The organism is Clostridium sp. (assembly GCF_047777555.1).
Lineage (GTDB): Bacteria > Bacillota > Clostridia > Clostridiales > Clostridiaceae > Clostridium_H.
Map to the genome: position 1 here is coordinate 24,902 of NZ_JBKEEV010000004.1, position 19,156 is coordinate 44,057.

General features: G+C 30.5%; 19 protein-coding genes. 6 read left to right on the plus strand and 13 right to left on the minus strand.

The annotated features are described in order from the left end of the window. Positions 1–80: 80 nt before the first annotated feature. The 3 genes from ACFWTK_RS08130 to ACFWTK_RS08140 form a co-directional block, all read right to left on the minus strand. Entirely contained in the window at positions 81–1,238 is a 1,158-nt protein-coding gene (locus ACFWTK_RS08130; protein ID WP_415875519.1) for an amidohydrolase, read from the minus strand. Positions 1,239–1,301: 63 nt separating this feature from the next. Continuing rightward, positions 1,302–1,523, minus strand: coding sequence for a hypothetical protein (locus ACFWTK_RS08135; protein WP_415875520.1), 222 nt, complete (start codon positions 1,521–1,523; stop codon positions 1,302–1,304). 87 nt (positions 1,524–1,610) lie between these two features. Continuing rightward, the gene (locus ACFWTK_RS08140; RefSeq protein ID WP_415875521.1) at positions 1,611–2,504 is read right to left on the minus strand and encodes a PHP domain-containing protein; all 894 of its coding nucleotides are present in this window, start codon (positions 2,502–2,504) and stop codon (positions 1,611–1,613) included. Between the two features lie 277 nt (positions 2,505–2,781). Between ACFWTK_RS08140 and ACFWTK_RS08145 the strand changes: the two genes are divergently transcribed. After that, a complete protein-coding gene (locus ACFWTK_RS08145) occupies positions 2,782–3,435 on the plus strand; it encodes an aspartate/glutamate racemase family protein (protein WP_061858312.1) in 654 nt (217 codons plus the stop codon). 119 nt (positions 3,436–3,554) lie between these two features. Here the strand turns inward: ACFWTK_RS08145 and uvsE are convergent, their stop codons facing one another. The 3 genes from uvsE to ACFWTK_RS08160 all read right to left on the minus strand — a co-directional run bounded on the left by uvsE (position 3,555) and on the right by ACFWTK_RS08160 (position 6,232). Beyond that, positions 3,555–4,514 (minus strand): UV DNA damage repair endonuclease UvsE, encoded by a 960-nt coding sequence (gene uvsE, locus ACFWTK_RS08150; RefSeq protein ID WP_415875522.1) that lies wholly within the window; start codon positions 4,512–4,514, stop codon positions 3,555–3,557. Positions 4,515–4,618: 104 nt separating this feature from the next. Continuing rightward, positions 4,619–4,909 (minus strand): hypothetical protein, encoded by a 291-nt coding sequence (locus ACFWTK_RS08155; protein WP_415875523.1) that lies wholly within the window; start codon positions 4,907–4,909, stop codon positions 4,619–4,621. A 111-nt stretch (positions 4,910–5,020) separates the two neighbouring features. Further along, complete coding sequence (locus ACFWTK_RS08160) at positions 5,021–6,232, minus strand: transglutaminase domain-containing protein (protein ID WP_415875524.1); 1,212 nt, start codon at positions 6,230–6,232, stop codon at positions 5,021–5,023. Positions 6,233–6,449: 217 nt separating this feature from the next. Here ACFWTK_RS08160 and ACFWTK_RS08165 point away from each other — a divergent pair, with 217 nt between their 5' ends. The 5 genes from ACFWTK_RS08165 to ACFWTK_RS08185 all read left to right on the plus strand — a co-directional run bounded on the left by ACFWTK_RS08165 (position 6,450) and on the right by ACFWTK_RS08185 (position 12,174). Next, positions 6,450–7,289: an MBL fold metallo-hydrolase gene (locus tag ACFWTK_RS08165; protein WP_415875525.1), complete on the plus strand. Its 840-nt coding sequence runs from the start codon at positions 6,450–6,452 to the stop codon at positions 7,287–7,289. 120 nt (positions 7,290–7,409) lie between these two features. Further along, positions 7,410–7,679: an ACT domain-containing protein gene (locus ACFWTK_RS08170; protein ID WP_415875526.1), complete on the plus strand. Its 270-nt coding sequence runs from the start codon at positions 7,410–7,412 to the stop codon at positions 7,677–7,679. Between the two features lie 13 nt (positions 7,680–7,692). Continuing rightward, complete coding sequence (locus ACFWTK_RS08175) at positions 7,693–9,051, plus strand: PFL family protein (protein ID WP_415875527.1); 1,359 nt, start codon at positions 7,693–7,695, stop codon at positions 9,049–9,051. A gap of 71 nt (positions 9,052–9,122) precedes the next feature. After that, positions 9,123–11,378: a sensor domain-containing protein gene (locus ACFWTK_RS08180; protein WP_415875528.1), complete on the plus strand. Its 2,256-nt coding sequence runs from the start codon at positions 9,123–9,125 to the stop codon at positions 11,376–11,378. Between the two features lie 151 nt (positions 11,379–11,529). Then, positions 11,530–12,174 (plus strand): undecaprenyl diphosphate synthase family protein, encoded by a 645-nt coding sequence (locus tag ACFWTK_RS08185; RefSeq protein ID WP_415875529.1) that lies wholly within the window; start codon positions 11,530–11,532, stop codon positions 12,172–12,174. Positions 12,175–12,893: 719 nt separating this feature from the next. Here the strand turns inward: ACFWTK_RS08185 and ACFWTK_RS08190 are convergent. From ACFWTK_RS08190 to ACFWTK_RS08220, 7 genes are all read right to left on the minus strand, one after another. Beyond that, positions 12,894–13,487: a protein kinase gene (locus tag ACFWTK_RS08190; protein ID WP_415875530.1), complete on the minus strand. Its 594-nt coding sequence runs from the start codon at positions 13,485–13,487 to the stop codon at positions 12,894–12,896. Positions 13,488–13,582: 95 nt separating this feature from the next. Further along, the gene (locus ACFWTK_RS08195) at positions 13,583–14,149 is read right to left on the minus strand and encodes a serine/threonine protein kinase (protein WP_415875531.1); all 567 of its coding nucleotides are present in this window, start codon (positions 14,147–14,149) and stop codon (positions 13,583–13,585) included. Positions 14,150–14,257: 108 nt separating this feature from the next. Next, a complete protein-coding gene (locus tag ACFWTK_RS08200) occupies positions 14,258–15,055 on the minus strand; it encodes an ABC transporter ATP-binding protein (protein ID WP_415875532.1) in 798 nt (265 codons plus the stop codon). Further along, positions 15,018–15,929, minus strand: coding sequence for an ABC transporter permease (locus ACFWTK_RS08205; protein WP_415875533.1), 912 nt, complete (start codon positions 15,927–15,929; stop codon positions 15,018–15,020). Before ACFWTK_RS08205 ends, ACFWTK_RS08200 begins: the two co-directional genes overlap by 38 nt. Next, positions 15,929–16,954, minus strand: a complete 1,026-nt coding sequence (locus ACFWTK_RS08210) for an ABC transporter substrate-binding protein (RefSeq protein WP_415875534.1) — start codon at positions 16,952–16,954, stop codon at positions 15,929–15,931. Before ACFWTK_RS08210 ends, ACFWTK_RS08205 begins: the two co-directional genes overlap by 1 nt. Positions 16,955–17,450: 496 nt before the next feature. Next, positions 17,451–17,867 carry a HutP family protein gene (locus ACFWTK_RS08215; RefSeq protein WP_415875535.1) on the minus strand — a complete coding sequence of 139 codons (417 nt, stop codon included), beginning with the start codon at positions 17,865–17,867 and terminating at the stop codon, positions 17,451–17,453. A 114-nt stretch (positions 17,868–17,981) separates the two neighbouring features. Then, the gene (locus tag ACFWTK_RS08220) at positions 17,982–18,818 is read right to left on the minus strand and encodes a CvfB family protein (protein WP_415875536.1); all 837 of its coding nucleotides are present in this window, start codon (positions 18,816–18,818) and stop codon (positions 17,982–17,984) included. Positions 18,819–19,156 lie beyond the last annotated feature (338 nt).

A 19,156-nucleotide genomic window follows, 5' to 3' on the forward strand; every position in this document is an offset into this window, starting at 1 on the left:
AGGCAACATAATATTCTTTAGAGCAAAATAAAAAATCATGGAATTTATTATTAATTCCATGACTTTTTGATTTAAAACTCTTATTCAGCTTTGTACACAATCTCTCCATTTATTATTGTATAAATAGTGTTTGTAAATACTTCTAAGGGATTGCCATCAAAGATAGCAATGTCGGCATCCTTGCCTTTTTCAATACTTCCAACTCTATTAGAAATACCACAAATTTCTGCTGCATTTATTGTTATAGCTCTTAATGCTTCCTCTATTCCTAGCCCCTCTTTTGCTGCAAGACCAGCACAAATAGGAAGATATTGAATTGGAATCACAGGATGGTCAGTCATTATAGCAACTTTTACTCCCTTTTCATGGAGTATTGCAGGCGTCTTAAAACTCTTATTCTTTAACTCTATTTTGGATCTGTCTGTAAGAGTAGGACCAACAATAGCAGCTCTTCCTGAAGCTTTTACATAGTCCGCTATTAAATGTCCTTCAGTACAGTGATCTAAAGTAATCTCCACATCAAATTCTTTAGCTATTCTAATGGCAGTGAGTATATCATCTGCCCTATGGCAGTGAGCCTTTATAGGTATTTTTTTATCAATGACTGGAATTAAAGCTTCCATTTTAAAATTTTCTTCAAAATCCTTTCCTTCTCTAATCGCTTTGTCTTTTTTTAACTTATAGCTTTTTGCCTTACTCAAAGTTTCTCTCAAAATTGCTGCTGTCGCCATCCTTGTAGTTGGGGCTTTTTTTCTATCTCTGTAGACCCTTTTGGGATTTTCTCCAAAAGCTACCTTTATAGCTGCAGGTTCTAATATAATCATATCATCAACAGAAATACCACTGGTTTTCATTGCTACAAATTGTCCACCAATTACATTAGCGCTTCCAGGTCCCGTCATTACAGTTGTAACCCCTCCCATTACAGCATCATTAAAGGCTGTATCCATTGGGTTTATTGCATCAATTGCCCTAAGTTCTGGAGTTACAGGATCTGTAGCTTCATTTACGTCCAGCCCCTCAAACCCCATATCTTGCTCATATATTCCTATATGACAATGAGCATCTATTATTCCAGGCATAATCCATCCTTTTTTAGCATCAATAACTTTTACATTATTATCTACATTTATATTTTCGGCTACCTCCACTATTTTCCCATTGTTAATAAGCACGCATCCATTTTCATAGTTTTTATCAGCCATAGTCAATATTTTTCCATTTTTTATTAAAAGCAAGCTAAAACCCCCGATCTTTTTTATCTATAGTCAGTCTTGCATATAATACTTGTACTTTTTACTTTAGTATTTTCTTCTTCTATAAAGCACTACCAGCACAACAATTATTATGAGCATTGGCAGTGAAAATACGAATTTAACTATATTAAATGCCAATGACAAAATTGCTGCAACAAATGCTATTCCTAGAGCTATTCCAGCTATAGGAAGTATAATCACCCCTATTAAGGATAAAATCCCTATTAAAACAGCTACAGTAAAGATAAAACCTATTAAAAAGCCCATTTAATTTCCCCCTTTAATAAAAAACTTAACTAATAAAATTTTTATAAATTTAGATATTATCAAAACAACTTTAAAGACTAGCTATTGCTATAGGAGTATCTTGCTATTTAGCTCTCCTAAATTGATGTCTTTAATTGCAGCCTTTGGAGTTCCCATCCTTCTCGTTTCTATGAATCCTCCGTGAAAGTCTGAACCTGATGTTATAATGACTCCTTCTTTCCTGCACCACTCCAAACAACTATTTATTATATCCTTACTATGGTTAGGATGGAAACATTCTACTCCCTCTAGTCCCATATCTATAAATATGCTTAATTTCTCTGAAACTGGGGTATCATCTTTTTCATAATATGGATGCGCAAGTACAGGTATTCCATCTGCTTTTTTTATTATCTTTACTACTTCTTCTGTAGAAGGAAATTCAGGAAATAAGATGGTCTTTTGTTTGTAAAACAACCTATTAAAATAGTCTCCTACATCCCTGCAAATTCCTTTATCTATTAGAAAACTTAGTGATTTCCAACCTCCTCTTCTTCTATCATATTCATATTTTTCATATTCGGAAAAATCTATTTCATATCCCTTCTCAATCAAGTACTTAATAGACTCATCATTTCTTTTGTTTAATAAATACTTATTATAATCTATAAGTTTAATAAGTTCTTTATTCTTATTATTTGTTCCATATGCTAGTATATGATACAATTTACCTTTAAATGTACTTGAAATTTCAATTCCTGGTAAAAAAGCTATTCCTTTATCTTTTGTCAATGATTTCATCTTTTCAATATTTTCTATTTCATCATGATCTGTTAAAGCCATAAGTTCTATACCATTCTTTAAAGCTTCTTCTATTAATTCTTCTGGAGAATGGGTTCCATCAGATGCATTACTATGAATATGTAAATCTACATAAGAATTATCTTTTAATATCACCTGTAAATCACTTCCCTTTCTTTTGTATTTCTTAATTACTATCATTTTTATATACTTAACTAAATGTCTTCTATACAGTTATCAATTTCTAACCTTGCACTTTAATATACAGCATGCTTATATTATGAAATTCTTAAATATGTTATATTAATTTATACTAATTATAGCATACAATTTTAATATATTAATATTTATGTCAAGTTTTGTTTACTATGTTACTAATTGTAATTATAATTATATTATATAGTTTTTTAATTCTTACACATAAACTCTTGAAATTTTTTAAAATAAATAACATTAATATTGAATGGGGGCTGAATTTATGAAAAATACAAAAATAGCTATAATAGCTGGTACGCCAGTAGATACTAAACTAGGTGTGAATTTTCTAATTTCTAAAGGAGTTCAAGCTTTTGGATATCCTATATCTTCTACTCCAGAAGAACAATCTGCACTTCAAATACTATCTGCTGAAACACTTACAGAACAAGTTCGAAGCAGAATTAAGGAGATAAAAAATGATGGATTTGAAACAGTAGTAATTTACTGCAACTCTATGAGTGCAGCAGTGAATATGGATAAACTATCTTCGCAAGAAGATATTAATATAATCACACCATATAATGCTTATAGACAGATTGCAAAAAAATATAACCTTATTGGATTAATGACAGCTAATAATCAAAGTGCAGCAGGCATAGAAAAAGTAATCCAAACAGAAAATCCAAACTGTAATGTACTAGGTATGTCTATTCTCCCTCTAGTTATAGAAATAGAAAAAGATACATCTTCAGATAAAATAATAGAAAAGTTTTCATTAAAGAAACTTTTAGAATTTTATATAAACAATAAAGTAGAGGCTATTTTATTAGGTTGCACACATTTCCCTTGCTTAAAAAAAGAATTAGAAAAGCTAACATGCATACCTATAATAGACCCAGCAGAACTTATGTTTAAAACCATAATTGAATTCTAGTTTTCAACACCAAAATATCTTTACATGTAAAACACCGTACCCTTGAGAATATGCGGTGTTTTTACTGAGCATCCTTTTATATATTTTGCATCATATTTAATATATAAACTTTATCACGTTTATACTTCAAAAGTAGTATTATCTATGAATTTCCACTCGCTTTTAATCCTTTTTATATCTTGTACTAATTTATACAATGCTAAATCTTTCTGCTTTGCTTCTATCATAACATCTATATCCCTTTTTAATGGCTTACACATTTCTATAAATCTTATAAAATCCTCTGCCTCTATATAATCTGCATGTTTTCTATCCTTTTCCCCATTTTTAGGGCTAGATACATGAATTTTTGGAGGAAGCTTTTCTTCATTCCAAGTATTGAATATATCCTCTATAATATCCTCCAGAGAATCTTCCTCATTATTACATAAATGATGGTGAATATCTAATACCATAGGCGCACTAACAGTTTTGCATATATGAAGTACCTCTTTTGCAGTAAATGTCTTATCATCATTCTCTAAGATAAGCTTTTCGGTTATATCCTCTGGATAATTTCTAAAATTAGTTATAAATCTATCTATTGCCTTATCTTTTCCTCCTTCCGCACTCCCAATATGCAGTACCATCTTTCCTAGATTATATCCCATATCTTTAAATAAATTTACATGAAAAAATAAATTTCTTTTAGTAGCTTCTACAACATCTTCTCTTTTACTATTTATTACGTTGAATTGATCTGGATGTGTATCTATCCTAATATTATGTTGTATTATAAACTTTCCTATCCTCTCAAAATCCTTTTTAAATATGCTTCTATAGTTCCAGTCCTTCACCTCTGGATGAGTTGCTAATGGAACTAAAGCAGAAGTTATCCTATAAAAATGTATTTGATTTTCTACATTATACTGAAGTATTTTATAAAGATCATCTAAATTTGATAGAGTTACCCTTTTTAACTTATTTAACTTTTCTTCATCTGATATAAATTTTGAGTAAGTTTTAAATGTTACCGTACTCGATGATGTAACCTTTGGAAGTTTAAGTGAAATAGCTACATACCCTAGTCGTATCCTCATTTTATTTCCTCCGATTTAGGTAAAACTAAAACCAAAAATTCTCAGATTTATTGTCTCTATAAAATAATAAGAATGGCAAAATACAATGCCATTCTTATTTTTTACTATTTGATTTCTTCATATTCTACATCAATTACTTCGGTGTCGCATCCATATTTACTACTTTTCTTATATATCTTAAATGGTGATATCCTTGCATTTTCTCTCTTCTTAAGTCTTATAAACTTTGATTTTATAAATTTTACTCCCCTATAAGCTGCATATGTCAGTATTCCTATAGGAACAAGCACAAACAATCCTTGCACTATAAATAGAGTAACAAACACGAATCCTAAGATTGCTAATATACTTTTCATTTCTTTTTTTACTCTATAACCTTTATTAAAATACTCCATTCATATCCCCTTCTTTAAAATTCAGTTTAAATCTTGAATACATTATAGCATATTTTCTAAACTACAGTACTAGATACTATTAAAAAAGTCGTTAAATTTCTATTAATAAAATTATTCTAAAATTTCTTCATATTTTTTGCTTACACATTTAGGATATTCACTTCTAGTCCATATATGATCCTTTGATAGTGTCTCATCTGTTATATTAAAATAAGTATGCCTAACTTCTCCTTTATCATTTCCATATATAATAGGATCATTCCATGTAGCATCTAGATTATAGTACTCGCCATCTATTTTAACTATATTCCATGCATGAGGGACAGTAGTGTTTTTATCAACAGCATCTCCTGTCACATATAGTGTTTCAATACCAGCAGAATTCAATAACCTATACATAGCCTTTGCATAACCATCACAAACCCCTGTACCTTTTACTAATACACCATAATCTGTATAAGATTCTTCCGGCATATCTCCATCATATAACCTTCTATCGTATTCTACATTTTCTAATAAATAATCGTGAAGAGCCAACTCTTTTTCATAGTCACTCATTCCATCTTTTACAACCTTGCTTATTATTTCCTTAACTTTATCTTGAGATGCCTTTTTCATATACTGCATAAATTCTTTACTGTAACTATAATTAAATTTAATATTCATAACAGCCTCAGTAGAATTAGCATAACTAGATACACTTCCTCGCGCGCCAATATATCCATAATCTAAATTAGGATGATCGTGCAAAATATCATTTATAATATCTAATTTGTAAATAGATTTATTATAATTCTTTATTTTAAGGACAATGCCGCTCTCAAAATTAGCTAAGGCATATGCTAAAGCATTATAAAATTCTGAAGGAGTATATATATCACTGCTTGGCTTTACAAAGTTTTCTTTTAATAAGCCAAAATTTTGTTCTTCCAGAGCCTCTGTTTTAAAATCAAACTTTATTCCCTGCAATATTGGCTTTCCATTTGATGACTTTATTCCTTTATCAATGACTAGTTCATATTCTTCATCATAATCATAACTATCTAAAGGTTGAACCACTATAGAATTGTTGTCATCATTATAACAAATGTTTACATCTATATATTCTTTACTATCTAATTCTATTAATTTTATATTATCTTTAATTGTAGATTTATCTACTGAACTACTAAACTTTATTGTCCAAGATTTATTAACTTCTACATTTTGTTGTGATTTCCATACCTTATAATCACTATCCACAGCAAATCCTACTTCAAATGTAGATAGCATAATAATAACTATAAAAGCAAAAAATATTTCTACACTCTTTTTTTTAATCAAATATTTCCCCCCAATCAATTTAATAAGATTATACTTCCATTTTTATTCTATCTTTATAATTATAGAGTTTTTACATAAATTTCTCAACTATTTTCCTTTAATTTAAGATTTTTATGGAAATGGATATACTCAGATATATAAGGTATTTTAAATCAACTTCAAAAGAGTTAGTATTATATTATATTTATTGTATAATCAATCCAAGGAGTTGATTTTTTTGAAAATAACAACTTTAATAGAAAATACTCTCGGAGACAATATCTCTCTAGTCAAAGAACACGGATTATCTATCTTCATTGAAACTGAAGAAGGCAATGTTTTATTTGATACTGGTCAAAGCAACAACTTTATTTTAAATGCTGAAAAGTTGAATATAGATTTAGATAAAGTTGACTTTATTGTTTTAAGTCACAGTCATTATGATCATGCAGGAGGAATGAAGCCGCTGCTAGATTATATTCAAACTAAACCTAAATTGTATGTAAGCCAGTATTTCTTTTCTCATAGCCAAAAATATTATCTAACAGATGCAAACAAATCTAACTTAAAATATATTGGCATAGATTTTAACGAAGACTTTACACTAGATAAAAACATTCCTATAAATTATATAAATTCTAATTCCTATGCATTGACTTCTAAAATAAGCATCGTATCAAACTTTGAAAGAAGCTGTGATTTTGAGCCTCTTAATGAGAGCATGAAAATAAAAATCAATGATAAATTATATACTGATAGCTTTGATGATGAAATTGCCCTAACTATAGACACTCCAAAAGGTTTGTTGGTCATTGTAGGCTGCTCACATCTAGGTATTGTTAATATAGTGAATAGTATCATAAAAAGAACAAATAAAAAAATATATGGCATTATAGGTGGTACTCATCTTATAGAAGCTGATACATATAGAATCAATAAAACTATACAATGTTTTAAAGATATGAATATACAATTACTCGGTGTTTCCCATTGTACAGGAAAAAGTGCTATAGAAACATTAAAAAAAGAAACGGACAAACTCTTTATAAATTGTACTGGAAAAGTAATCTATATTTAGCAGCTCAAATTTTTAAATATGATAAAAACATAGAAAACTTAAAATAGTAAGTTTCTATAATTACCTGTTAAACATAAAAAATCATATTTATTATAATTACATTATTTTAGGAGGTATACTATGAAAGCTATAGTAACTGTTTTAGGGAAAGATAAGGTAGGAATTATATCTAAAATAAGCACTATCTTAGCTGAAGCTAATATAAATATTTTAGATATAAGTCAAACTATTCTTCAAGAATACTTTACCATGATAATGTTAGTAGATTTATCTCAATCCTTAAAATCTTTTAAAGAAATTAAAGAGATTTTAGATTTAAATGCTAATAAGTTAAATCTATCTATAAAAATTCAACATGAAGATATATTTAACTCAATGCATAATGTGTAGAAGAGGTGAATTTATGATTAGTCAAGATAAAATAATGGAAACAATTAGAATGATAGAAAAAGAAAAATTGGATATTAGAACTATAACTATGGGAATTTCCTTAATGGATTGCTGTGATTCCGATGGAAAAAAAGCTCGTAATAAAATATATGATAAGATTACTAAATATGCAGAGAACTTGGTATCCGTTGGAGAAGATATAGAAAGAGAGTATGGTATTCCTATTATAAATAAAAGAGTATCTGTAACTCCTATATCTCTAGTCGCTGGATGCTGCAATGATAAAAATTATGTAGAGTTTGCAAAGACTTTAGATAAAGCTGCTAGCGCTGTTAACGTTAACTTTATAGGAGGTTTTTCAGCTCTGGTTCATAAAGGCTATTCTGCTGGTGATAAAATTCTTATTTCATCCATTCCACAAGCCTTAAGTGAAACAGAAAGAGTTTGCTCTTCCATTAATGTTGCAACTACTAAAAGTGGTATTAATATGGACGCAGTAAGAGAAATGGGACATATTATAAAAGAAACAGCAGAACTCACTGCAGACAGAGATGGTCTCGGTTGTGCAAAGCTGGTTGTATTTGCAAACGCTGTTGAAGATAATCCTTTTATGGCAGGTGCTTTTCATGGTGTTGGTGAGCCAGAATGTGTTATAAATGTTGGCATAAGCGGTCCTGGTGTTGTAAAAAATGCTTTAGAACTTGTTAAGGGTGAAAGTTTTAATATTGTTGCAGAAACCATAAAAAAAACAGCATTTAAAATTACCCGTATGGGACAGCTAGTTGCATCAGAAGCTTCAAAGCGTCTTAATGTGCCTTTTGGAATAATAGACTTATCCTTAGCTCCTACACCAGAGATTGGAGATAGTGTAGCCCACATTTTAGAAGAAATGGGACTAGAATCTTGTGGGGCTCCTGGTACTACAGCTGCTTTAGCTCTTTTAAATGACGCTGTAAAAAAAGGTGGAATAATGGCTGCTTCAAGGGTTGGAGGTCTCAGCGGTGCTTTTATTCCTGTAAGCGAAGATGCTGGAATGATTGATGCAGTATTAAAAAATGCTTTAAATATAGAAAAGTTAGAAGCTATGACTTGCGTATGCTCCGTTGGCCTTGATATGATTGCAATTCCTGGAGATACCTCTGCTGAAACTATTTCTGGCATTATTGCAGATGAAGCTGCTATAGGAGTTATAAATAATAAAACTACTGCCGTTAGAATAATACCTGCCCCTGGAAAAGGAATTGGTGATATGGTTGAATTTGGAGGACTTCTTGGAAGGGCTCCTATTATGGGTGTAAATAAGTTTAGCAGTGCTGACTTTATCAAAAGAGGAGGTCAAATTCCTGCTCCAGTGCACAGCTTTAAAAACTAAGTAAGAAGGAATTTATTATAACTTGCAGAATATGTTATTTATAATAAGTTTTTATATGGGGGTAAAAAATAATGCAGTTCAAAGATATTTCACAAGGAAGTTTAAATAAATCTAATCATTATGCTGACTTATTTGGAGATAAAAACAACTTAGATAACATCATAATGGCCAATGCTGATTTAATTGTTTTAGCATGGAAAGATCCTGGAAATCTTATAAAGTTTAATAAATATGCTCAAAAGATAACAGGTTTTAAAGAAGAAGAAATGTTGGGAAATGGTTGGTGCAATCATCTTTTTGACAACAATTTAAAATCCTTTATGACAAAAACTTTTGAAGATCCATCTAAAAGCATAATTATTGACCCTCATGAAACTTATATTTTTGATAAAGCCGGTAACAAGATAAATGTATTTCTGAAAAATTTCATACTGTATGATAAAGAAAAAAAACCATACATATTTATCAGTATAGGCATGGACATACCCAAGAGAAAAATTGATGAAGACAAGTTATCTAGTAATTATAGAGTATTGGAAATGCCTAATAATAAACTATCTTCTCCTAAAAAAGAGTTAAATAAAAGATATGAAGAATTAAAATCAAATCAAGAATATTTAAAAGAGATTGAAGAAATGTCGCGACTAGCCATTGAAGGTTCTAAAGATGGAATTTGGCATTGGAAAGTTCAAGAAAATAAGATATATCTCTCTACTAGATGTAAAATCATGCTCGGATATAAAGATGAAGAGTTAGATAATAAACTTTCATCCTGGATTAAACTTATTCATAAGGATGATATTAGAAATTTTCAACAAGCTATGAAAAAGCATTTAACTAAGCAAATTCCTTTTTTAAACATTAACGTTAGAATGAAAACTAAAGTAGGAATTTATAAATGGATATCAATAAGAGGAAAAGCACTCTTTAATGATACAAACTTTCCCATTAGAATAGCCGGATCTACTACAGACATAACTAGTCATAAAAAGAGTGAGGAAACTGTATATAAATTAGCTTATTATGATAATCTAACAAATCTACCCAATAAAACATTATTTAATCTAAAACTAAATAATGAGATAAAAAAATGTTTAAAGTATAATACTCATATTGCCTTGTTGTATATGGATTTAGATAATTTTAAATCTATTAATGATACATTTGGCCATTACTTTGGTGATAAACTTTTGTTAGAAGTTGCTAAGTCCCTTAACTATTGGTTAAGAGATAATATATCCATTTCCCGCTTAGGTGGAGATGAATTTATGATAATAATTTCAAATCTACCCAATATAGATTACGCCCGCAGCTTAGCAGAGAAAATTTTAAAATCCTTATATACACCTTTTGTAATAGACAAAACCTCAGTACTTGTAACTGCAAGTATAGGTATTGTACTTTGTCCTAGTGATGGAAGTGATATTGGCACTTTGCTTAAAAATGCTGACGCTGCTATGTATCATGCTAAATCTCTTGGAAAAAATAATTATCAATTATTCTCTAAACAGCTTAGTGATAAGTTAATGGAAAAAGTTGAGCTAGAAAAGACTTTAAGGTTTGCACTTCTAAATAAGAAAGAAAAAGAATTTATGGTTTATTATCAGCCTCAAGTAGATACTATAACTAGTCAATTAGTTGGTATGGAAGCCCTTGTAAGATGGCTTCATCCTACAAGAGGCTTTATTTCTCCAAGTCAATTTATACCTATTGCAGAAGAAACGGGACTTATAAATGAGATAGATGAACTTGTTATACGAACTACTTGTAAACAGCTAAAAAAATGGGAAAAACAAGGCTATAAGTTGGTTCCTGTCTCCGTTAATATATCTGCTAATCAATTTAAACATGAAAAAAATATATTTGACAAAGTAAAATCTATTTTACAAGAAACAGATCTTTCACCTAAATGGCTTCATATAGAAATAACAGAATCTGCCACTATAACTGATATGAACCTTACAATAAAGATACTAAATAAATTTAAAGCCATGGGAATAAAAGTCCTGCTAGATGATTTTGGTACAGGATATTCTTCTTTAAATCATCTAAAAAATTTACCTATTAATACTCTAAAAATTGATAAGTCTTTTATAGATCAAATCGCTTATAAAGAAAATGAAAGAGCAATAGCTCGTACTCTCATAGAGCTAGCTCATATTCTAAACATGGATGTTATTGCTGAAGGAGTAGAAACACAAGCACAGCTTGAAGTTCTTAAATCACAACAGTGCGATAAAATACAGGGATATCTCTTCAGCAAACCACTTTCTCCCGATAAAGCAGAGAAATTACTTTCTTATAATCGATTATGTATAAAAATCTAAAAACTTTTAATTATGGTATTATGCTTTAGAGTTATAAGCTCTAAAGCTTTGCTTTTTTATATACAAACAAAATTTCATGAGTGTAGAATATTATTCCACGACTTGGAAATAATACTACCTAGTATACTAAAAATAGGGAGCGTGATAAAATATGAGAATTCCAAATCATATAGGAATTATTCCAGATGGGAATAGGCGTTGGGCTGCAAATAAAGGACTAACTAAGGAAAAGGGATATGCATCTGGATTAAATCCAGGGTTGATTTTATTTCATCTTTGCAAGGAACTAGGTGTAAAAGAATTAACATTTTACGGCTTTACTACAGATAACACAAAAAGACCTACTGTTCAAAGAATCGCTTTCACTAAGGCATGTATTGATGCAGTAGAAATGTTAAGCAAAGAAGATGCGGAGTTATTAGTGGTTGGAAACTTTAAATCTCTTATGTTTCCACCAGAACTCTTGCCTTATACAACGCGAAAAACCTTCGGCAAAGGTGGAATCAAAGTAAACTTTTTAGTAAACTATGGATGGGAATGGGATTTAGGAGATCTTGTAAATAATAAAAGCAGCAATAGATGTGACATTACTAAATGTTTAAAGTCTAATGATATATCTAGAGTTGATCTTATAATAAGGTGGGGTGGAAGGCGAAGGTTAAGCGGATTCTTGCCAGTACAGTCCATATATTCAGACTTTTATGTAGTAGATGATTATTGGCCAGACTTTAATAAAGATCACTTTTTTCAAGCACTAAATTGGTATAACACTCAGGATGTTACTCTTGGAGGATAATAGAAATAAATTGTGACAATCTCTAATATTGAACCTCCGTATGAGATTTGCATTGTAGAAAGCGTTGAACAAGCATTAGAAGCTCTTTATTTATGGATTTAAAACACCGTAAGAACCTTCTATTGTCTGAACGATAGTGAGTTTAGAAGGTTTAGGGGTTTTAAAATCAGAAATATTAAAGCTTCTTTGCATAGTGAAGCTTCCCTAAATGCCTCTCTAATTGTATTTATCTACCTCATATAAAATTGCAGTACATTGATTAAATATTTAAACATCACGCATGGGATTTGCATTGTAGAAAGCGTTGAACAAGCATTAGAAGCTCTTTATTTATGGATTTAAAACACCGTAAGAACCTTCTATTGTCTGAACGATAGTGAGTTTAGAAGGTTTAGGGGTTTTAAAATCAGAAATATTAAAGCTTCTTTGCATAGTGAAGCTTCCCTAAATGCCTCTCTAATTGTATTTATCTACCTCATATAAAATTGCAGTACATTGATTAAATATTTAAACATCACGCATGGGATTTGCATTGTAGAAAGCGTTGAACAAGCAATTAGAAGCTCTTTTATTTCTGGGTTTAAAACACCGTAAGAACCTTCTATTGTCTGAACGTCAGTGAGTTTAGAAGGTTTAGGGGTTTTAAAGTCAGAAATATTAGAGCTTCTTTGCATAGTGAAGCTTTCATAAATGCAAATCCCATGCGTGATGTTCTTAAATTATGTTTCTTTAATTCCATTTTCTATAATCCAAGTTTTATATAGGTCCGGCCGTTCTTCCTTTAAAACTGTAAGAAATTTATCTAAATACATGTATTTTTTTAATCCTTTCATGAGATGCCTAGGATATTTTACATTCCTTGTATAACATCCTTTAGGATCAATTACCATAACAGACTCATCCTTTTGAACAAATATATCCTTACATCTAATATCAATTTTGCTGAAATTTAATCTTCTAAATTCTTCTAACAATTCTATCACATTTAAAGCTAAGGTTTTACTGAGACCATATACCTTAATATAATCTTTTAGACATTGTCCTCCTACATAATCTCTTACCATGTATATAGTGTTATACTCATAAACTTTTGGAAAGTATCTGGAACCATGTACTTTTTTTAAAATTTCATATTCTCTTTTGCAGCTTTTAATAGTAGTACATATTTTCACAACCTTACCGTCTTTTCTTAAAAATACCTTCCCATGATGCCCTTCTCCAAGGAACTTACATCCACTTAAATCTAATCCCGCATTATTTTTATAGCTTTCTAAAAGATATTTCTTATCTTTTTTTCTATGGAAATTATCCATAAATTATCTCCTTATTTACATGGTTTCTATAATTATAATATGAAAGTATCATAAGTTAGATACCCATAACTTTTAAGCTGATAATTTTCTAACATTTATAAAGTTATTCTACTTAATTTATTTATTGCCTTTATCCACTTGACAGCCAAATTTGGCCTTACTTCAAGAGCTGCTTTAATAAATTCGTCCAAAGCTCCAAGAGCTTCTAACTCTCTCAAGAGCATTCCTGGTATATCCCTCTTCTTACTGTAAGATTTTCTCGGATCTATTACCTTGATGTCTCCGCTGCTTTCTATATATACATTCTTACTTGATATATCTATTCTGGTAAATCCCAACCTACGGAATTCTTCTAATAGTTCAATTAATTTAATTCCTATATCTTTTGATAATCCATGTTTTTTTACATAATCATCTAGAGCTATACCTTCTATATACTCCCTAAGCATACACTTATCCGACACTTCTATAGCTTTTGGAAAATACTTGCTTCCTTCTACCTTCTTTAATATGTTGTATTGACTTTTACAACTATTTTTATTGTTAAAAATCTTTAATGCATATCCTTGAGGAGTCAAATATACCCTTCCTTCTCTGCCCTTGCCTAAAAACTTGCACTGCTTTATATCTATTCCAAGATACTTTCTGCTAATGTTTATCACCTCTGAATATTTCTCTACTACATACTATTAGACAGTCAGCTTTAAAGTTACTAATCACTAAAAAAGCATTTTAGAATGCCCCAAATTCTAAAATGCTTTTTCTTCGTGTTATGAAAACAATGCTCTATCACTTAGTAAATCATCTTCTTTGAAATTATTTTCAAAGTATTTTAATAGTTTTTCTATAGTAAGCCCCCTCTTTTCTTCTCCTCTAATGTCTAGAATAATCTCTCCATGATGAAGCATTATAAGTCTATTTCCTAAGTTAATAGCATGATTTAAGTTATGAGTTACCATCAATGTAGTCATTTTTTTTTCTCTTACTATGCTCTCAGTTAAATCTATTATTTTTTCAGAAGTCTTTGGATCTAAAGCTGCTGTGTGCTCATCCAAAAGCAAAATCTGTGGATTTCCCATAACCGTCATTATTATAGCCAGTGCTTGTCTTTGTCCTCCTGATAATAGCCCTACCTTAGTATTGAGTTTATCTTCAAGTCCTAGTTCTAATTTTGATAAAAGCCCCTTAAAATACTCTATATTATTTTTATCCACAGCAAAACCGAACCCAAATCTCTTTCCTTTGTTATATGCCATAGACATATTCTCTAGTATAGTCATAGATGGTGCTGTTCCCATTGCAGGATCCTGAAAAACCCTTCCTATAAATTTAGTACATTCATATTCTGGCATTCTAGATATTTCCTTATCCCCAAGTTTTATTATTCCTTCATCTGGCTTTATAGTTCCAGAAATTAAGTTTAATAAAGTAGATTTTCCTGCCCCATTACTTCCTATTATAGTTATGAAATCTCCCTCATCTGCTTTAAAGTTAAACTTGTTAAATACTACATTTTCATTTGCTGTATCTTTATTGAATACTTTGTATAGATTTTTTATTTGAAGCAACTACTGCTCCCTCCTTTCCATCTTTTCTAATTCCAATGGCAATCTTAAAGTTATTAGCTCCTAACACAACAATAACGATTAAAGCTGTCATAAGTTTTAAATCTGTAGTCTCAAGGCCAAACTTTAATGCTGCTCCTACAGCTAATTTATATAAAACCGCTCCTAGAAGCGACATGGTTGTAGCCTTTACAAACTTTAGCTTCTTTAAAAGAGAGCTTCCTAATATTACTGCTGCAAGTCCTGTTACTACAGTACCTGTTCCCATGCCTGCATCTGCATAACCTTGATGTTGTGCCATTATAGAACCTGCTAGAGCTACTAATCCATTAGAAATGCTAAGTCCCATAACTTTAATCATGTCCTTGTTTATTCCTAGGGAAGTCACTAGCTGCTCATTGTCTCCCACAGCTTTTAATAAAAATCCTATTTTTGTTTTTAGGAATATATCTAGTAATACCTTTACTATAATTGCACATATTACTATTAATATTACAGGCTTTATAAAACTTGTAACCGTGAATATGGTCTTAAAGCCAAAGAAAGGTACATTAGATTTTCCCATTATTCTTAAATTTATAGAATATAGACCTATCATAACCAATATTCCTGAAAGCAAATTTGTTATTTTAAGCTTAACATGAAGGAAACCTGTAACTATACCCCCAAGCATTCCTGCAATCATAGATAGAATGCAAGCTAAAAATGGATTTATATCCATTGAAAGACATAGGGCAGTAACTGCTGCTCCTAAAGGAAAAGTGCCATCTACAGATAAATCTGGAAAATCTAATATTTTATAGGTTATATATACTCCAAGAGATACTATAGCAAAAATTAATCCCTGTTCTAATATGCCTATTACAAAGCTTGCCATTACTCAACACCACCTTTTACTTTCTCAGCTTTAGAAAGAACTTCTTCTGGAACAGTCATATTTAGCTTTTTAACTGCATCCTCATTTATAATTAGACTAGTTTCTTTAGAAGTCGTTATAGAAACCTCTTCTGGCTTTTTTCCTTCTATAACTTCTACAGCCTTAAGTCCTGTTTCATATCCAAGCTTGTAATAATCGATACCTGCAGTTGCAACTGCTCCAGTTTTCACATGGGCTGCTTCAGCCCCTATAACAGGTACATTTTTGCTATAACATGTCTTGGTTATAGTTGATGCTGCTGAGGCTACCATATTATCTGTAGGAATATATAATACATCTATCTTATTTAATATTGAGTCTAAAGCCTGTGGTATTTCATTGCTGCTAGTTATGCCTGAAGTTATTATATTAAAGTTAAAACTTTTTGAAGCATTTTTTGCTGCTTCTATCTGAAGTTCTGAGTTAATTTCACTTGTATTATAGATAATACCTATATTTTTAGCCTTTGGTACTAGCTTTTTAATAAGTTCAAATTGTCCCTCTATGGGTACAGCATCAGAGGTTCCTGTTACATTTGTGCCAGAGTTATCTAAAGACTTTGCAAGTCCAGCCGCTACAGGATCTGTCACTGCTGTTATGACTATAGGAATATTTTTATTTGCCTTTTGAGTAGCATTAAATGCCGCTTGAGCTGAAGGTGTGGCTATTGCCGCAATTAAATTTACATCATCATTCACAAATTTTTCAGCAATAGTTTGAGTTGTTGGCATATCATTTTGTGCATTCTCAAAATCTATCTTTATATTTACTCCATCCTTGTAATTTTTATCTTTAAGAGCTGCAATAAAGCCCTCTCTTGCTGAATCTAAAGCTGGATGCTCAGCTATTTGAGTAATTCCTATCTTAATTAAGTCATTCTTTGATTCTCCTGTGCCTGCAGAAGCTGCCTTTGAGTTTGAACATCCTCCCAAAACACTTACTACTAATAAACTGCTCATTAACATTAAAATTTTCTTACCTACCATACTACTATCCTCCATATATTTTATTTTTTATAATAAAAAACTCTCCTAATAGGAGAGTTTATTTCTCAATATATAATAAAGCGTAATATAATACACCCGTAAACACACCCATCATGTACGGTATATTACATCTTGCTTCTTATTACTATATCTCCTACCATTCTACTATACTACGATTTTTAATCAACAATCTCAAGTCGCTAGTCTCTAATCTTAAACTAACAACTTCTAACCTACTTTCTATTCTTCCATACTACATTTTAAACCATTCTACTAAACTTCTAAACTGATTTTATTTTCTTTATTACTTCTATTCTACTATTTAAACTTAACTTTTGTTATAGTTTTTTGCTTAATTTATTATATTTTATATTAAGATGAGCTAACTGTCAATGCTTATCAATTTAAAATTCTTATTTAACTTAGCATCTCACTACTTACCTAACTTGCTTTCCACTTCACTTATGGATTTCATATAAACTTCTTCACTGCCTTTTTAATCATTTGGTATAGATCTATGTCCAAGGCCAATTACTATTTCATTTAGATGAAGAAGTCCTATGCTCATGAATATACAAACACTTATGTGCTCTCCACCTCTTGCTATACCTATTTTTCCCCCTACATTAAGTCCAATTGCTTTAGCTGAGACCTGCATTATGGCTTCTCTTGCAGCTCCAACAACAGCTCCATCGTGAACATGGCAATCTTTTATAATTCCTGTTCTCTTTGCAGCAACTAAAGCTCTTTCCATTATCTTAGGAATTGATTCATTAAGATTTCCACCTACATCTACGGCAGCTGTAAGTATATCTTTTTTTCTAAACTCATCTTCTAATTTTTTTTCTTCGCTTCTCTCACTAGTAGCTAATCTGATAGCAGCTTTAGCCACCTCCACACTATTAAACTTCATTCATTTCACTCCCACGTATTGACTTATAATTAATTTGTATATATTATATCATTTAATTTTATATATGTCTTAAATAAACCACATTATTAATTCTAAACTTTATTTAAAGCATATCTATTTTAACTTTATTCCTTTTTCAGTTTGCTCTATTTTTTCTTCTTTTAATAACTTACCCACTGCCCTTTTAAAGGCTGCTTTGCTTATTTTTAATCTATCCTTTATATCTTCTGGATTGCTTTTATCATTAAGAGGTAAAAATCCGTCATATCTTTCAATTTTTTTAAGAATCATTTCTGCATCACTATCTATTTGCTTATATGCAACATCTCTCACAGCTAAATCCAGTTTGCCATCTTGCCTTACTTTTGCAACTCTGCAGTTTACTTCATCCCCAACCTTTATTTCGTCATAACACTCTCTTTTAGGTATTAAGCCTTTATATTTGTTATCCACTGCAACTAAAGCTCCAATTTCATCACTGATTGAATAAACCGTTCCTTTAACCCAATCTCCATACTTATATGGACTATTAGTGTCAAGAAACTTTCCTATATATGTAGTAGCTGTTAATCTTCCGCTCTTATCTACATAAGCTGCTACTAAATACTTCTTCCCAACTTGCATCCTATATTTTTGCTCTTTAAAAGGTACAAGTAAGTCCTTTTCTAAACCCATATCTAAAAAAGCACCTATTCTTGTAGTTTCTTTTACTTCTAAAGGTGCAATTTCTCCTACTTGTATTAAAGGCTTTTTTCTTGTAGCAATAGGTCTATCTTCTGAGTCCTTGTATACAAATACCTCAATTTCATCTCCTACTTCTACTTTTTCTGGAAGCTGGTTATTAGGTAAAAGTATATTATCCTTACTATCTCCTGTTCCACCATCTAAATAAGCTCCTATTTTTGCAATATTTGCTACCTTTAAAGTTTGAATCTTGCCTATATTTATCATTAAATATTCACCCTACCTTATATTATGATTTTCTATATCTAGAATTATATTAATCCTAATGTAAATTTTATCTTGACTTCTATTTTAGTCTACAACTCTTATTATAGTCAATCTTTATCCATATTACTTACAGGATTAGCTTTATTATTTTTTTATTAATTATGCATTACCTATTTTCATTTTATCTTTATTGTGTAACCTTATATTTTTTATGGAATAATATAATATAAATATATATCTATAAAAAAGGTAATCTTAGTGATAAAGCAATCAGTAAATCCTGTAATGGTTGATATAAATCTTAAAAGGTAAAGTTTAATTACTTACAGCTTCACTTT

Coding starts and splice junctions, on each gene's coding strand:
- ACFWTK_RS08135 (WP_415875520.1), bottom strand. CDS start 1,523: ATGGGCTTTTTAATAGGTTTTATCTTTACTGTAGCTGTTTTAATAGGG.
- ACFWTK_RS08140 (WP_415875521.1), bottom strand. CDS start 2,504: ATGATAGTAATTAAGAAATACAAAAGAAAGGGAAGTGATTTACAGGTG.
- ACFWTK_RS08145 (WP_061858312.1), top strand. CDS start 2,782: ATGAAAAATACAAAAATAGCTATAATAGCTGGTACGCCAGTAGATACT.
- uvsE (WP_415875522.1), bottom strand. CDS start 4,514: ATGAGGATACGACTAGGGTATGTAGCTATTTCACTTAAACTTCCAAAG.
- ACFWTK_RS08155 (WP_415875523.1), bottom strand. CDS start 4,909: ATGGAGTATTTTAATAAAGGTTATAGAGTAAAAAAAGAAATGAAAAGT.
- ACFWTK_RS08170 (WP_415875526.1), top strand. CDS start 7,410: ATGAAAGCTATAGTAACTGTTTTAGGGAAAGATAAGGTAGGAATTATA.
- ACFWTK_RS08175 (WP_415875527.1), top strand. CDS start 7,693: ATGATTAGTCAAGATAAAATAATGGAAACAATTAGAATGATAGAAAAA.
- ACFWTK_RS08180 (WP_415875528.1), top strand. CDS start 9,123: ATGCAGTTCAAAGATATTTCACAAGGAAGTTTAAATAAATCTAATCAT.
- ACFWTK_RS08185 (WP_415875529.1), top strand. CDS start 11,530: ATGAGAATTCCAAATCATATAGGAATTATTCCAGATGGGAATAGGCGT.
- ACFWTK_RS08190 (WP_415875530.1), bottom strand. CDS start 13,487: ATGGATAATTTCCATAGAAAAAAAGATAAGAAATATCTTTTAGAAAGC.
- ACFWTK_RS08205 (WP_415875533.1), bottom strand. CDS start 15,929: ATGGCAAGCTTTGTAATAGGCATATTAGAACAGGGATTAATTTTTGCT.
- ACFWTK_RS08210 (WP_415875534.1), bottom strand. CDS start 16,954: ATGGTAGGTAAGAAAATTTTAATGTTAATGAGCAGTTTATTAGTAGTA.
- ACFWTK_RS08215 (WP_415875535.1), bottom strand. CDS start 17,867: ATGAAGTTTAATAGTGTGGAGGTGGCTAAAGCTGCTATCAGATTAGCT.
- ACFWTK_RS08220 (WP_415875536.1), bottom strand. CDS start 18,818: ATGATAAATATAGGCAAGATTCAAACTTTAAAGGTAGCAAATATTGCA.